We start from the raw sequence: 13,505 nt of genomic DNA, 5'->3' as shown, positions 1-13,505 counted from the left end.
GGGCGGCGGCACCCCCCCGCCCCCCCCCCCCTCCCACCCGCGCCACGCCCCGTCCCCCGCCCACCCGCGCCGAACCTCCCCCACCGGCTCGCGCGGGTGCGCGAAAATACCGCCGTGACCTCCCCGAACGACCCGCCGCAGCCGCCCGTGACCAGCACGTCCATCGTCGTCCTGACGCTGGCCCGCCGGGTCGAGGCCGAGTTGAACGCCGCGCTGGCCCCGCTGGAGCTGACCGTGAGCAGGCTCGGGCTCCTCGGGCACATCTCGGGCGTGCCGGGCGCGTCCTTCAGCGACCTGGCCCGGATGTCGGGCATCTCCGTGCAGTCCGTGCACGGCGCGGTGAAGGCGCTGGTCGCCGCCGGTCTCGTGCAGGACCGCACCGCCCGCGCCGGCTCCGCCTCCACCATCGAACTCACGCCCGAGGGCACCCGGCTGCTCGCGTCCGCCCGCGCGAAGGTGTCCGAAGTGGATGAACGGCTCTTCGGCCCGGACGCCGACCCGGCCCAGCGCAGGGTCGGCGAGGTGGTGCGGGCGACCTTCTCGCCCTGACGCCACCTTCAAGTCACCTGAAGCATGCGCTAGGCTTCAGGCAACTTGAAGGTGGGAGGTCGCAGTGCACCACGTCCTGCTGTCGATCCACGTGGTCGCCGGCATCGTCCTCGTCGGCGGCTCGGCGGTCGCCGCGAGCCTGTTCCCGAGGTACGTGCCGGTCTCGCCCGCGCCGGAGAACAGCGAGCGCGACCCCGCCGTCGCCGCCCTGCTGCACCGGGTGACCGGCGGTTACGCGGTCGCGGGTGTCGTCGTGCCCGTGGTTGGCATCGTCCTGGCGTCCGTGCAGGGCCGGATGGGCGAGATCTGGGTGGTCCTCGCGATGGCCCTCACCGCCGCGGCCGGCTTCCTGCTGGCCCTGCGGATCCACCCGCGCCAGCGGGCCGCGCTGAAGACCCCCGGCGACGCGAGCGAGCTCAAGGCGTTGTCGGGGCTCGTCGGCGTCTACAACGTCCTCTGGACGGTCGTCGTCGTGCTGATGATCGTCCGACCCGGATCGGGGGCGTGATGACCACCTACGGACTGCTGGTCTTCGACGAGGCCGAGGAGCTGGACCTCGTCGGCCCGTGGGAGGTCTTCACGGCCTCGGGGCTGGTCCGCGGCGGCGGCGACACGGCCGTGCTCATCTCGGAACGCCTCGACCCGGTGCGCTGCGCCAAGGGCCTGCGCGTCCTGCCCGACCGGACCCTGGACGACCACCCGCCGCTGGACGTGCTGCTGGTCCCGGGCGGGCGCGGAGCGCGGCTGGCGCAGTCGCGCAACCCCGTGGTGACCGACTGGATCGCCCGCACCCGGGCGACCTGGGTGGTCGGGGTGTGCACGGGCGCGTTCCTGCTGCACGCGGCGGGCGTGCTGCGCGGCCGGCGGGTCGCCACCCACTGGCAGCACGAGCGGGAGCTGGAGGACCTGGGCGGGGTCACGGTCGTGCGCGACGCCCGGTACGTGGTCGACGGCGACCTCGTGACCAGCCAAGGCGTGTCCGCGGGCATCGACAGCGCGCTGTGGCTGGTGGGCCGGCTGCACGGCCGCGACCACGCGCGCGAGGTCCGCCGCTCGATCCAGTACGACCCCGCCCCGCCCTACACCGCCGACGAGCCGCTGCCGGATCAGGTCAACGGGTAGCTCATCTCCACGCCCTCCAGCACCACGCCGTCGGGCAGCGGCACGAGCGTCCGCCGCACCTCGCGGAACCCGAACGACCGGTACAGCGGCTCGCCCGGCAGGGTCGCCATCAGCACCAGCGACCGGAACCCGGCGTCCCGCGCCGCCACCACGCACCGGGACAGGATCGCCCGCCCCAGCCCGCGCCGGGTCCAGTCGCCGCGCACGAACATCGCGCGCACCCGCGCGGGCTCGGTGGCGGGGTCCAGCGGGCGGTCGTCGGACGCGCCGGGGCCCGACCCGGTGTAGAGCTTGTCGCGCCGGCTCCAGCCGCCGCACGCCACCACCTCGCCGTCGACCTCGTGCACGTAGTACGTGCCGTCGTCGATCAGCACCGTGTCGGGAACGGTCAGGTGGCGCGCGGCGGACGCGGTGGCGCGCTCGTCGTGGAACAGCGGGAACACCTCCAGCACGGACCGCCGCATCAGCGCGCCGATCGCCGGCACGTCCGCCCTGGTCGCCTCACGCAGTGCCACGGCCGTGGATCATGTCACGGGACTTCGTGCAGGCACAGGTAGTTGCCCTCGGAGTCGCAGAACCAGGCCGCCTTCTCACCGCCCATGTCCGCGATGTGGTCCACGGTCTTGAGGTCGGGCATGTCGTAGTCCTCGAACCGCACGCCGCGCGACTCCAGCTCCCTGATCTCCCCGGCGATGTCGGAGACCTCGAAGCTGAGCACGGTGTGCTTGGTCTGCGAGCCCTCCTCGGCGGGCAGCAGGCTCAGGGCGTTGCCGTGGCCGAGGTCGAACGTGCGGCTGCCGTCGGGGCCGGTCCCGGACTGCCTGAGGCCGAGCCGGTCGGCGTAGAAGTGGCTCGCCCGGTCCATGTCGGAGACGGGCAGGACGGTCGTGGTTCTCGTATCGGTGAGCATTGAGCACCTCCTCCAGACGGAGCAATAGTCCGCCCGAACGGGTTACTCGGCAATGCGTGTTCGCGTTCCGTAAGACCCGAGGTGCCGGCGGAACCACTCGGCCGCGAGCCGGGCCACCCGGTCGAGCGCGCCGGGTTCCTCGAACAGGTGCGTCGCGCCGGGCACGACCTCCAGCGTCCACTGGCAGGTCAGCTGCCCCGCCGCCGCCCGGTTGAGGTCGAGCACCTGGTGGTCCTCTCCCCCGACGACGAGCAGCGTGGGCGCCTGGACCCGGCTCAGCGCGCCGTGCGCGAGGTCGGGCCGCCCGCCCCGCGACACCACCGCCCCGACCGGCACGTCCGCGGCGGCGACCAGCGCGGCGGCGGCCCCGGTGCTCGCGCCGAACAGCCCCACCGGCAGCCCGGCGGTCCGGTCGTCGGCCGCGCACCAGCGCACCGCGTCGGCCGCGCGCCCGGCGAGCAGCGCGATGTCGAAGCGCAGCCGGCCGGTGCGCAGGTCGGTCCGCTCCTCTTCGGGGGTGAGCAGGTCCACCAGGAGCGTGACCAGGCCGTGCTCGCGCAGGAAAGCGGCCACCGCCCGGTTGCGCCCGCTGTGCCGGGAGCTGCCCGAGCCGTGCGCGAAGACGACGACGCCAACGGGCCTCGGCGGCACCCCCAGGTCGCCCGCCGGACCGTCGCCGATGCGCACCGCGACCGGGTCCATCCCGGAGGGGTTCACGCGGGCGCGGCGGGCGAAACGTGTAGCCGCCCGGACACCGGGGTAACCCACCGGTTCCGCCGAGTCGGGGAGTGAGTGCCGTGCGGAACGAACGGCTCTTCCGGGACCGCCGCGACGCGGGACGCGTGCTGGCCGGTCTGCTCGCCCACTACCGGGACCGGGACGACGTGGTCGTGCTGGCGTTGCCGCGCGGCGGGGTGCCGGTGGCCTACGAGGTGGCGCGGGCGCTGCGCGCGCCGCTGGACGTGTTCGTGGTGCGCAAGCTGGGGCTGCCGCGCCGTCCGGAACTGGCGATGGGCGCGCTGGCGTCCGGGGGCGTGGTCGTGCTCAACGACGACGTGGTCCGGCGGGCGCGGGTGGACGAGGACACCGTGCGGCGGGTGACCGAGCAGGAGCAGAAGGAACTGCTGCGGCGTGAGCGGGCGTACCGGGGTGCCGCGCACATGATCGACGTGGCGGACAAGACCGTGCTGCTGGTGGACGACGGTCTGGCCACGGGGGCCAGCACGCGCGCCGCCGTCCGGGCGCTGCGGCGGTTGCGGCCCGCGCGACTGGTGGTGGCGGTGCCGACCGCGCCCGCCTCGACGTGCCGCGAGGTGGCGGGCGAGGTGGACGAGGTGGTGTGCGCGACGACGCCGCGCGACTTCGCCGCCGTCGGCGGGTCGTACGTGGACTTCGGCCAGACCACCGACGACGAGGTGCGATCCCTGCTGCGCGGGGCCGAGGGGACGCCGGTGGCCGACACCTCCGCCGCCGTCCTGCGTGGCGACGCCGTGCCCGCGCCGGGCGGGGTGCTGTCCGACGAGGTGCTGTTCGACCTGGTCGGGGACGCGGGGCTGGTGCTGTTCGGGGAGGCGTCGCACGGGACGCACGAGTTCTACGCGGCGCGGGCCGCCATGACGCGGCGGTTGGTCGAGGAGAAGGGGTTCCGGGCGGTGGCCGTGGAGGCGGACTGGCCCGACGCCCACCGCGTGAACCGCTACGTCCGGGGGCTCGGTGGGGATCGGGACGCCGAGGAGGCGTTGCGGGGGTTCCAGCGGTTCCCGGCGTGGATGTGGCGCAACACCGACGTGGTGGACTTCGTGACGTGGCTGCGCGCCCACAACGCCGGCTCGGCCGAGCAGGTCGGGTTCTACGGTCTGGACCTCTACAGCCTGCACCGGTCGGCGGCGGAGGTCGTGGCGTACCTGGAGGGCGTGGACCCGCAGGCCGCCGCGCGGGCGCGGGAGCGGTACTCGTGCCTGGAGCACGGCGAGGACGGCCGGGCGTACGCGCGGGCCGCCGCGTTCGGCGCGGGTGACGACTGCGAGCGGCGGGTGGTGGAGCAGCTGGTCGAGCTGTGCTCGGCGCGGGCGGCGCTGCCGGACGACGAGCGCTTCCACGCGGAGCGCAACGCCCAGCTGGTGCGGTCGGCCGAGGAGTACTACCGGACCATGTTCGGCGGGCGGGTGTCGTCGTGGAACCTGCGCGACCGGCACATGGCGGAGACCCTGGAGGCGCTGCGCGACCACTTGGGGGCCAAGATCGTGGTATGGGCGCACAATTCGCACCTGGGTGACGCCAGGGCGACGGAGTTCGCGGCGCGCGGCGAGCTGAACGTGGGCCAGTTGGTGCGCGAGCGCTTCCCCGACGACTGCCGCCTGATCGGCTTCACCACGTACACCGGCACGGTGACGGCGGCGGACGACTGGGGCGGCCCGGCGGACCGCAAACACGTCCGCCCGGCCTTGGCGGGGAGCGTGGAGGAGCAGCTGCACGAGGTGGGCGGCGACTTCGCCCTGGTGTTCCCGAACGCCCCACGCGCCGCACGGGTCCTGCGGACGTCCCGCCTGGAACGAGCGATAGGCGTCATCTACCGCCCGCGGACGGAACGCCACAGCCACTACTTCCGCGCCCGCCCGGCCGACCAGTTCGACGCACTGGTCCACGTGGACCGGACCACGGCCCTGGAGCCGCTGGAACGCACACCCCGCTGGAACCGCGGCGGCGACCTCCCGGACAGCTACCCGCACGCCGTCTGACCCGGCACCGGCCCCCCGCGGCCGGGTCGGTCCGCCGGGTCAGTCCGCCGGGTCGGGCTCCCGCGCGACGCTGCCCACCGAACCGCCCGCCTCGTCCGCCGACTGCCCACGCCCCACCGCCTCGGCCGCTTCCTCGGCCACCACGGGGTCCTGCGCGTCGTCCGGCTCCTCCTCCGCCAGCCGGTCCTCCAACGGCCGGGGGTGGGCCTGCTCGTAAGGCGTCATCCCGTACTTGTCCACCCCGGACCACCGCTCCGGCGGGTCCATGGCGGCTTCCAGCGGGTCGGCGCGGAGGCGGTCCTCGTCCAGGTCCTCGGCGCTGTTCAGAGCCGCCGGGTCGGTCTCGACCGAGTCCGGCGCCCCGGTGTCCTGCGGCGCCGCGTACGACGCCAGTTCGTCGCCCCTGTCAGTGCTCATGCAGTGCGTGTACCCGCCCGCACGCACCTCAACCCGATCAAGACCGCCACGTACGCCCGGCCGTGGGGTACCGGATCCCCGACCAGCCCACCCGGCGTGGTCGGTCGGCTAGCACCCGTCCACGCGGCACGCGTCCACGTCGTCCGCCACGGTGACCGGCCGGTCCGCCCAAGCGGTCGTCAGGGCCTTCGCGAACAACTCCTCCGGCTGCGCCCCGGACACGCCGTAACGCCCGTCCAGCACGAAGAACGGCACCCCGTTCGCCCCCAACCGCGACGCCTCGCGCTGATCGGCGCGCACCGCGTCCAGGTAGGCCCCGGAGTCGGCCAAGACGCGCTTCACCTCGTCCGCGGCCAACCCGGCCTCGACCGCGACCTCGACCAGCGCCTCGGGAGTGAACAACGACCGCGCCTCCCCGAAGTGCGCCTCGAACATCCGCCGCAGCACCTCGTGCTGCACACCGCGCTCCCGCGCCAGGTGCAGCAACCGGTGGGCGTCCAGCGTGCCCCCGACCTCGCGGTCCGTCCGGTACGCCAGGCCCTCGCCGCGCGCCAGCTCGGCGACCTGGTCGTCCATCCCCGCCGCCCGCGGCCCGTACTTCGCGGTCAGCATCGCGGGCACGGGTTCGGTGTGCGCACGGCCCGGGTCCAGCTCGAACGAACGGTGGACCACCTCGACGTCGTCCCGGTGCGCGAAGCCCGCCAGGGCCCGCTCGAACCGGGCGGTGCCGATGTAGCACCACGGGCAGACCAGGTCGCTCCAGATCTCGACGCGCACGGGGTTCCTCACGAGTACACTAACCGACGGAAAGCACTAACCATTCCACAGTACACGGGGAGCCGGCGTGAACTTCGACGTCTTCGCCAAGGACTGCCCCTCCCGCGAGGTCCTCGACCACCTCACCGGCCGTTGGGGCGTCCTGGTCCTGGCCGGCCTGCGCAAGGGACCCGCCCGGTTCAACGCGCTGCGCCGCCGGGTCGACGGGGTGAGCGAGAAGATGCTCGCCCAGACCCTCCAGGCGCTCGAACGCGACGGGTTCGTGCACCGGGAGGTCCTCGCCGCCATGCCGCCCAGCGTGAACTACTCGCTGACCCCGCTCGGCGAGTCCACCGCCGACCACCTGCTGGCCCTGATCGACCACCTCGAAGCCGCCATGCCCGAGGTCCTGGCCGCCCGCGCCGGGCGCTGACCCGTCACGGCACCAGCACGGCCGCGCCGTTGACCCGGTCGGCCGCCAGGTCCGCCAACGCCACGTCGGCCCGGTCCAGCGGGTACTCCGTCGTGGTCACCGACAGCCGGTGCGCGCCCGCGAAGGCGAGGAACTCGCGAGCGTCCGCACGGGTGTTCGCCGTGACACTGCGCACCTGCTTCTCGTAGAACAGGTGCCGCTGGTAGTCCAACACGGGCACGTCGCTGAGGTGGATGCCCGCGATCGCCAACGTCCCGCCCCGGTCCAACGCCTCCAGCGCGGGCAGCACCAACTCCCCCACCGGCGCGAACAGCACGGCCGCGTCCAACGGCTCGGGCGGCCGGTCGAACGCGCCGCCCGCCGACGCCGCCCCCAACGACAGCGCCAACTCCCGGGCCGCCGCGCTCCGGGTCAGCACGTGCACCACCGCGCCCTCCGCCAGCGCCACCTGCGCGGCCAGGTGGCGCTCGCCCCGAACCCGTAGATCCCCAACCGGCCACAAGGCGGCACCGCGGCCCGTCGCAACGCCCGGTAGCCGATGATCCCGGCGCACAACAGAGGCGCCAGCTCGACGTCCCGGTACCCGTCCGGCAGCACGTGGGCGAACGCCGCCGGCACGGTCGCGTACTCCGCGTACCCGCCGTCCGCGTCCCACCCCGTGTAGACGGAAGCGGGACACAGGTTCTCCGCCCCACGCAAGCAGTAGCGGCAGGTCCCGCAGGTCCCGCGCAGCCACGCCACGCCCACCAGCGTCCCCACCGGCAACGGCCCGGCGACGACCTCGCCCACCACCTCGTGCCCCGGCACCACCCCGGGCCGGTGCACCGGCAGGTCACCCTCGGCCACGTGCAGGTCCGTCCGGCACACCCCGCACGCCCGCACCCGGACCAGCACCTCCCCCGGCCCCGGCTCGGGCACCGGCTCCTCGGACGGCGTCAGTGGCGGTCCCGGGCGCAGCACTCTCCACGCACGCATGACCGCCACTGTGCCGCACCCGTCAGCGCGCCGCCTCCAGCGCGCGGTTCAACGCCGTCACGTTCACCCCCGGCTCACCCACGAAACCCAGCCCCCGCCCGTCGGTGTGGGCCTCGACCAGCCGCCGCACCACGTCCTCGCGCAACCCGGTCACCCGAGCCACCCGCGGCACCTGCAACTCGGCGTAAGCCGGGCTGATGTGCGGGTCCAGGCCGGACGCCGACGCCGTCACCGCGTCCTGCGGCACCGCGTCCGGGGTCACGCCCTCCCGTTGCGCCACAAGGGCACGGCGTTGCGCCACCACCGCGTCGTAATCCGCGGCACGCTCCCCCTTGTTCGACCCGCCGGACGCGGGCAGCGCCGCCATCGACGGCCGGGTGTGGAACCACCGGTCCCCCTCCCGGTCCACGGCCACCAGGGTCGTGTCCACGGCCTCGGCGTTCGCGCGCAGGCCCGGCAGCCGGGACACGCCCCACACCGCCAACGGGTACAGCACACCGGTCAGCACGGTCAGCACGACCAGGACCCGAAGCCCGGCCAACGTCTGCTTGAGCAAGGAACTCACCCGATTCCGGGAATGTGCCGGACGAGCAGGTCGATCAGCCAGATGCCGACGAACGGCGTGACCACCCCGCCCAGGCCGTAGACCAACAGGTTGCGCCGCAACAGGGCCGCCGCCCCGGCCGGCCGGTACCGCACGCCCCGCAGGGCCAGCGGGATCAGCGCCACGATGATCACGGCGTTGAACACCACCGCGGACAGGATCGCCGACTGCGGCGAGGCCAGCCGCATCACGTTGAGCCGGTCCAGCTGCGGGTGGATGGCCGCGAACATGGCCGGCAGGATCGCGAAGTACTTCGCCAGGTCGTTGGCCACGCTGAACGTGGTCAGCGCCCCGCGCGTGATCAGCAGCTGCTTGCCGATCGCCACGATCTCGATCAGCTTGGTCGGGTCGGAGTCCAGGTCCACCATGTTCCCGGCCTCCTTGGCGGCGGAGGTGCCGGTGTTCATGGCCACGCCGACGTCGGACTGGGCCAGCGCGGGCGCGTCGTTGGTGCCGTCGCCGGTCATCGCGACCAGCTTGCCGCCCTCCTGCTCGCGCCGGATCAGCGCCAGCTTGTCCTCGGGCTTGGCCTCGGCCAGGTACTCGTCCACGCCCGCCTCGGCCGCGATCGCCGCGGCGGTCAACGGGTTGTCGCCGGTGACCATGACCGTGCGGATGCCCATCGCGCGCAGTTCGGCGAAGCGCTCCTTCATGCCGGGCTTGACCACGTCCGACAGCCGGATCACGCCCAGCACCACGTCGTTGTCCGCCACGACCAGCGGGGTCCCGCCGGCCGCGCCGATCCCGTCCACGACCCGCCGCGCCTCGTCGGACAGCGTGAACCCGCTCGCCGCGCCCTTGCGCAGCCGCCGCCCGTCCAGGTCGATGCCGCTCACCCGGGTCTGCGCGGTGAACGGCACGACCTCGCCGGTCTTCTCGTGCTCGGACGCCTCGGCGGCGCGGCCGTGCTCGGTCACGCACAGCTCCACGATGCTGCGGCCCTCGGGGGTCCCGTCGGCGAGGCTGGCCAGCCGCACCGCGTCGACCAGCCGGTCCAGGTCCGCGCCGTCCACCGGGATGAACTCGGTGGCGCGTCGGTTGCCCCAGGTGATGGTGCCGGTCTTGTCCAGCAGCAGGGTGTCGACGTCCCCGGCCGCCTCGACCGCCTTGCCGGACGTGGCCAGGACGTTGCGCCGCACCAGCCGGTCCATGCCGGCGATGCCGATGGCGCTGAGCAGCGCGCCGATCGTGGTGGGGATCAGGCACACCAGCAGCGCGGTCAGCACGAGCACCGACTGCTCGCCGCCGGAGTAGACCGCGAACGGCTGCAACGCCACCACGGCGAGCAGGAAGATGACCGTCAAGGTGGAGAGCAGGATCGTCAACGCGATCTCGTTGGGCGTCTTCTGCCGCTGCGCGCCCTCCACCAGCGCGATCATGCGGTCCACGAAGGACTCGCCGGGCCTGGTCGTGATGCGCACGACGATCCGGTCCGACAGCACGGTGGTGCCGCCGGTCACCGCGGACCGGTCGCCGCCGGACTCGCGGACCACCGGCGCGGACTCCCCCGTGATCGCCGACTCGTCCACGGTCGCGATGCCCTCGACCACGTCCCCGTCACCCGGGATCACCTCACCGGCCTCGACCACCACGAGGTCGCCGACCTTCAGGTGCGCGCCGGGCACGGTCCGGCCGTCGGTGAGCCGCGCGACGGTCTCGGTCTTGGTGCGCCGCAACGACTCCGCCTGCGCCCGGCCACGCCCCTCGGCGACCGCCTCGGCCAGGTTCGCGAACAGCACGGTGGCCCACAGCCACACCGCCACCGCGACGGTGAACACGCTCGGCCGCCCGACCGCGAACACCGTGACCAGCACCGACCCGACCCAGACGACGAACATCACCGGGTTGCGCACCTGGTGGCGCGGGTGCAGCTTGCGCAGCGCCTCGGGCAGCGAGCCGGCGAGCCGGCGGGGGTGGAACGCGCTGCCGGCGACTTCCGGCGCACGCACTTCCGTCGTGGTCACAGCAAAGCCTCCGCGATGGGACCGAGAGCGAGAGCGGGGACGAAGGTCAGCGCCGCCACGAGGACGACCGCCCCGGCGAGCAGACCGGCGAACAGCGGCCCGGTGGTGGGCAGCGTGCCCGCCGTCACCGGCACCTTCGGTTGCGCGGCAAGCGATCCGGCGAGGCACAACACGGCCACGATGGGCACGAACCGACCCAGCGCCATGCACACGCCCAACGACGCCTGGAACCAGTCGCTGGTGACCGTGATGCCGCCGAACGCGCTGCCGTTGTTGTTTGATGCCGACGCGTAGGCGTAAAGGATCTCCGACAACCCGTGCGCGCCTTCGTTGCCCAACGCGCCCGGTGTGCTCGGGAGGATCGCCGTGATGCCCGCGCCGATCAACAGGACCGTCGGCATGGCCAGGATCGACACGGCGGCGGCCGTCACCTCGCGCCGGCCGAGCTTCTTGCCCAGGTACTCCGGCGTGCGGCCGACCATCAGGCCCGCCAGGAACATGGCGATCACGGCCATCACCAGGATGCCGTAGAGGCCCGTGCCGACCCCGCCCGGCGTCACCTCGCCGAACAGCATGTTCAGCAGCGTCGCGCCGCCGCCCAGGCCGGTGTAGCTGTCGTGCAGCGAGTTGACCGCGCCGGTGGACGTGCCGGTGGTGGCGTTGGCGAACAACGCCGAGGACGGCACGCCGAACCGGACCTCCTTGCCCTCCAACGGCCGCAGCCCGTGCGCCTCGGCCACCCAGATCACCGCCAGCATCGCGCCCCACAGCGCGCCCATGACGCCGAGCAGCACGTGCCCCTGCCGCCGGTCGCCGACCAGCGTGCCGAACGCGCGGGTCAGCGACACCGGGATGAGCAGGATCAGGAAGACCTCCACCAGGTTGGTCCACCCGTTCGGGTTCTCGAACGGGTGCGCGGAGTTGGCGTTGAGCACGCCGCCGCCGTTGGTGCCCAGTTCCTTGATGGCCTCCTGGCTCGCGACCGGGGCGGTGGCGACGGTCTGCCCGTCCACCTCGACGCCGGACCCGAAGCTCATCACCACGCCCAACGCCACCAGCACGACCGCGAACACGAACGCGACCGGCAGCAGGACGCGGACCGTGCCGCGCACCAGGTCCACCCAGAAGTTGCCCAGCCGGTCGGTCCGGTGCCGCACGAAACCGCGGACCAGGGCCACGGCGACGGCCATCCCGACGGCGGCGGACACGAAGTTCTGCACCGTGAGCCCGACGACCTGCACGGTGTGGCCCAGGACGGTCTCCGGCACGTAGGACTGCCAGTTCGTGTTCGTCACGAAGCTGACCGCCGTGTTGAACGCCATCCCGGGCTCGACGTCACCGCGGCCGAAGTCGAACGGCAACGCCGACTGGACCCGCTGGAGCACGTAGAGCAGCACGATTCCCACGAACGAGAACCCGAGCACCCCGTAGGCGTAAGTGGTCCACCGTTGCTCGGAGTCCGGGTCCACGCGGACCACCCGGTAGATCACCCGTTCCACCCGGAGGTGGCGCCGCGAGGAGTACACGCGGGCCAGGTGGTCGCCGAACGGCCGGTACACCGCGGCCAGGGCGAGGACCAGCGAGCCGACCTGGAGCAGGCCGGCGGTGGTCGGCGACATCAGAACCTCTCCGGCCGGACCAGCGCCACGACCAGGTAACCGATCAGCAGCAACGCCAGGACGCCGCCCACGGTGTTGGCCACCACCCCCGTGCCGCTCACAACTTCTCCAGACCGCGCACGCCCAGCGCGAGCAGCGCGAAAACCCCGATCAGCAGCAACGCGCAGGCCAGGTCGGCCATGCCCTTCACCCCTCGACGAACCGTACGAGCCGTTCACGCCGAGAGCGTCCGTCCGAGTTGATCGGGATCAGCGTGGTCTGACGGGTCCTTGATGGCCCCGACCGCGTCCTTTACGGGTCGTTGACGGCCCGCGAGACGTGCCTCTCACCCCGTCTGGACGGACCGGAGCAGGTCGAAGTGGGCCGTGCGGTCGCGGACGTGCGCCCAGTACGCCTCCCGCGCCAGGTCGGCGATCGCCCTCAGCCGGGCGGCCAGCACCCCGTCGCGCCGGCACACGACGACGTGCCGCATCCACACCGGGCTGCCCGCGATGGGCCGCACCACGACGTCCGCGCCGGACGGGTACACCGGCTGGCACGGCGCCACCGCCCGCCCCGCCGCGACCAGCGCCCGGATCGAGTCGGTGCTGGAGATCGAGTACCGGACGCGGGGCCGGAACCCGTGCTGCTCGCACACCGCGTGGAAGCAGTCCGGCCACCCCGCGCCGTCCGACGGCGTCATCACCCACGTCCGCTCGGCCAACTCCCCCAACGGCACCTCGTCGCGGCGCGCCAACGGGTCCCCGGCGGCGACGGCGACGAACACCGGTTCCCGCGCGATCGGCTCGCACGCCATCGCGGCCGTCGAGTGCAGCTCGTAGCCGGGGTAGTCCACGGTCGTGGCGACGTCCAGGCGGCCGGCCGCGACCAGGTCCCACAGCAGGGCGGGCGAGTAGTCCATGGTCAGCCGGACCTCGTGGTCGGGCAGGTGGTCGCCCAGCCGTTCGGCCAACCCGATCGACACCGACCCCACGACCCCGCCCAGCGCGACCACCGTGGTGGCCTGTTGGGTGAGCCGGGCGGCGTCGCGCCGCAACTCGGCCACGCCGTGCAGGATCGCGCGGGCCCGCAGCAGCACGAAGTCCCCCACGAGCGTCGGCGACATGCCTTGCGGCAACCGCGCGAACAGCGGCGCGCCGATCTCCTCCTCCAGCCGCTTGAGGCGCGCGGACAGGGCGGGCTGGGACATGCGCAGCACGGCGGCGGCTTTGGTGAGGCTGCCGGTCTCGGCGATCGCGCACACCGTCCGCAGGTGGCGCAGCTCCAGCTCCATCGGTCGAGCGTAGGCAGGCGGCGGGGACCGCATCAATCGCCGGCGCATAACCCGGGTCGATCGGAAACGCTATTTCCGCCGACGGGAGCAGCGGCCCCATAGTGAGCGACGTTCCGGCCTCACGGTTCCCTGCACGGAATGGAGC

15 protein-coding genes and 1 pseudogene are annotated in these 13,505 nt (G+C 73.3%); 5 read left to right on the top strand and 11 right to left on the bottom strand.

All coding sequences use genetic code 11. The features are described 5' to 3' along the window. Nucleotides 1-114 precede the first annotated feature (114 nt). From AB0A74_RS26730 to AB0A74_RS26720, 3 genes are all read left to right on the top strand, one after another. A complete protein-coding gene (locus AB0A74_RS26730; protein ID WP_358253576.1) occupies nt 115-549 on the top strand; it encodes a MarR family winged helix-turn-helix transcriptional regulator in 435 nt (144 codons plus the stop codon). A gap of 64 nt (nt 550-613) precedes the next feature. Beyond that, nucleotides 614-1,057: a hypothetical protein gene (locus AB0A74_RS26725; RefSeq protein ID WP_358253575.1), complete on the top strand. Its 444-nt coding sequence runs from the start codon at nt 614-616 to the stop codon at nt 1,055-1,057. After that, the gene (locus AB0A74_RS26720; protein WP_358253573.1) at nt 1,057-1,671 is read left to right on the top strand and encodes a DJ-1/PfpI family protein; all 615 of its coding nucleotides are present in this window, start codon (nt 1,057-1,059) and stop codon (nt 1,669-1,671) included. The genes AB0A74_RS26725 and AB0A74_RS26720 overlap by 1 nt, the downstream gene beginning before the upstream one ends. On the opposite strand, the gene AB0A74_RS26715 is transcribed toward AB0A74_RS26720, so the two are convergent. From AB0A74_RS26715 to AB0A74_RS26705, 3 genes are read right to left on the bottom strand one after another with little or no spacing between them, the layout of a single operon-like run. Further along, nucleotides 1,656-2,186: a GNAT family N-acetyltransferase gene (locus AB0A74_RS26715; RefSeq protein WP_358253571.1), complete on the bottom strand. Its 531-nt coding sequence runs from the start codon at nt 2,184-2,186 to the stop codon at nt 1,656-1,658. The genes AB0A74_RS26720 and AB0A74_RS26715 overlap by 16 nt on opposite strands. Nucleotides 2,187-2,200: 14 nt before the next feature. Further along, entirely contained in the window at nt 2,201-2,581 is a 381-nt protein-coding gene (locus AB0A74_RS26710; RefSeq protein WP_358253569.1) for a VOC family protein, read from the bottom strand. Nucleotides 2,582-2,623: 42 nt separating this feature from the next. Beyond that, entirely contained in the window at nt 2,624-3,283 is a 660-nt protein-coding gene (locus tag AB0A74_RS26705; RefSeq protein WP_358253568.1) for a dienelactone hydrolase family protein, read from the bottom strand. A 95-nt stretch (nt 3,284-3,378) separates the two neighbouring features. Between AB0A74_RS26705 and AB0A74_RS26700 the strand changes: the two genes are divergently transcribed. After that, the gene (locus AB0A74_RS26700; RefSeq protein WP_358253567.1) at nt 3,379-5,319 is read left to right on the top strand and encodes an erythromycin esterase family protein; all 1,941 of its coding nucleotides are present in this window, start codon (nt 3,379-3,381) and stop codon (nt 5,317-5,319) included. 39 nt (nt 5,320-5,358) lie between these two features. Here AB0A74_RS26700 and AB0A74_RS26695 read toward each other — a convergent pair whose 3' ends face one another. Both AB0A74_RS26695 and AB0A74_RS26690 read right to left on the bottom strand, forming a co-directional pair. Then, nucleotides 5,359-5,736, bottom strand: coding sequence for a hypothetical protein (locus AB0A74_RS26695; protein ID WP_358253565.1), 378 nt, complete (start codon nt 5,734-5,736; stop codon nt 5,359-5,361). Between the two features lie 108 nt (nt 5,737-5,844). Further along, entirely contained in the window at nt 5,845-6,513 is a 669-nt protein-coding gene (locus AB0A74_RS26690) for a DsbA family oxidoreductase (RefSeq protein ID WP_358253563.1), read from the bottom strand. 67 nt (nt 6,514-6,580) lie between these two features. On the opposite strand from AB0A74_RS26690, the gene AB0A74_RS26685 reads away from it, so the two are divergent. After that, complete coding sequence (locus AB0A74_RS26685; RefSeq protein ID WP_358253561.1) at nt 6,581-6,925, top strand: helix-turn-helix domain-containing protein; 345 nt, start codon at nt 6,581-6,583, stop codon at nt 6,923-6,925. A gap of 4 nt (nt 6,926-6,929) precedes the next feature. On the opposite strand, the pseudogene AB0A74_RS26680 reads toward AB0A74_RS26685, so the two are convergent. The 6 genes and pseudogenes from AB0A74_RS26680 to AB0A74_RS26655 all read right to left on the bottom strand — a co-directional run bounded on the left by AB0A74_RS26680 (nt 6,930) and on the right by AB0A74_RS26655 (nt 13,360). Continuing rightward, a pseudogene (locus AB0A74_RS26680) lies at nt 6,930-7,900 on the bottom strand (zinc-binding alcohol dehydrogenase family protein). 22 nt (nt 7,901-7,922) lie between these two features. After that, nucleotides 7,923-8,465: a potassium-transporting ATPase subunit C gene (locus AB0A74_RS26675; protein ID WP_358253559.1), complete on the bottom strand. Its 543-nt coding sequence runs from the start codon at nt 8,463-8,465 to the stop codon at nt 7,923-7,925. Continuing rightward, nucleotides 8,462-10,468, bottom strand: a complete 2,007-nt coding sequence (gene kdpB, locus AB0A74_RS26670; protein WP_358253557.1) for a potassium-transporting ATPase subunit KdpB — start codon at nt 10,466-10,468, stop codon at nt 8,462-8,464. The genes AB0A74_RS26675 and kdpB overlap by 4 nt, the downstream gene beginning before the upstream one ends. Continuing rightward, complete coding sequence (gene kdpA, locus AB0A74_RS26665) at nt 10,465-12,087, bottom strand: potassium-transporting ATPase subunit KdpA (RefSeq protein ID WP_358253555.1); 1,623 nt, start codon at nt 12,085-12,087, stop codon at nt 10,465-10,467. Before kdpA ends, kdpB begins: the two co-directional genes overlap by 4 nt. Continuing rightward, nucleotides 12,087-12,188 (bottom strand): K(+)-transporting ATPase subunit F, encoded by a 102-nt coding sequence (gene kdpF, locus AB0A74_RS26660; protein WP_358253553.1) that lies wholly within the window; start codon nt 12,186-12,188, stop codon nt 12,087-12,089. Before kdpF ends, kdpA begins: the two co-directional genes overlap by 1 nt. Nucleotides 12,189-12,412: 224 nt before the next feature. Further along, nucleotides 12,413-13,360, bottom strand: a complete 948-nt coding sequence (locus AB0A74_RS26655) for a LysR family transcriptional regulator (protein WP_358253551.1) — start codon at nt 13,358-13,360, stop codon at nt 12,413-12,415. Between the last annotated feature and the right edge of the window lie 145 nt (nt 13,361-13,505).

The organism is Saccharothrix sp. NPDC042600 (genome assembly GCF_040647305.1).
Classification (GTDB): domain Bacteria; phylum Actinomycetota; class Actinomycetes; order Mycobacteriales; family Pseudonocardiaceae; genus Actinosynnema; species Actinosynnema mutabilis.
The sequence above is the reverse complement of the archived record's forward strand: the minus strand, read 5'-3'. Positions and strand labels throughout refer to the sequence as shown.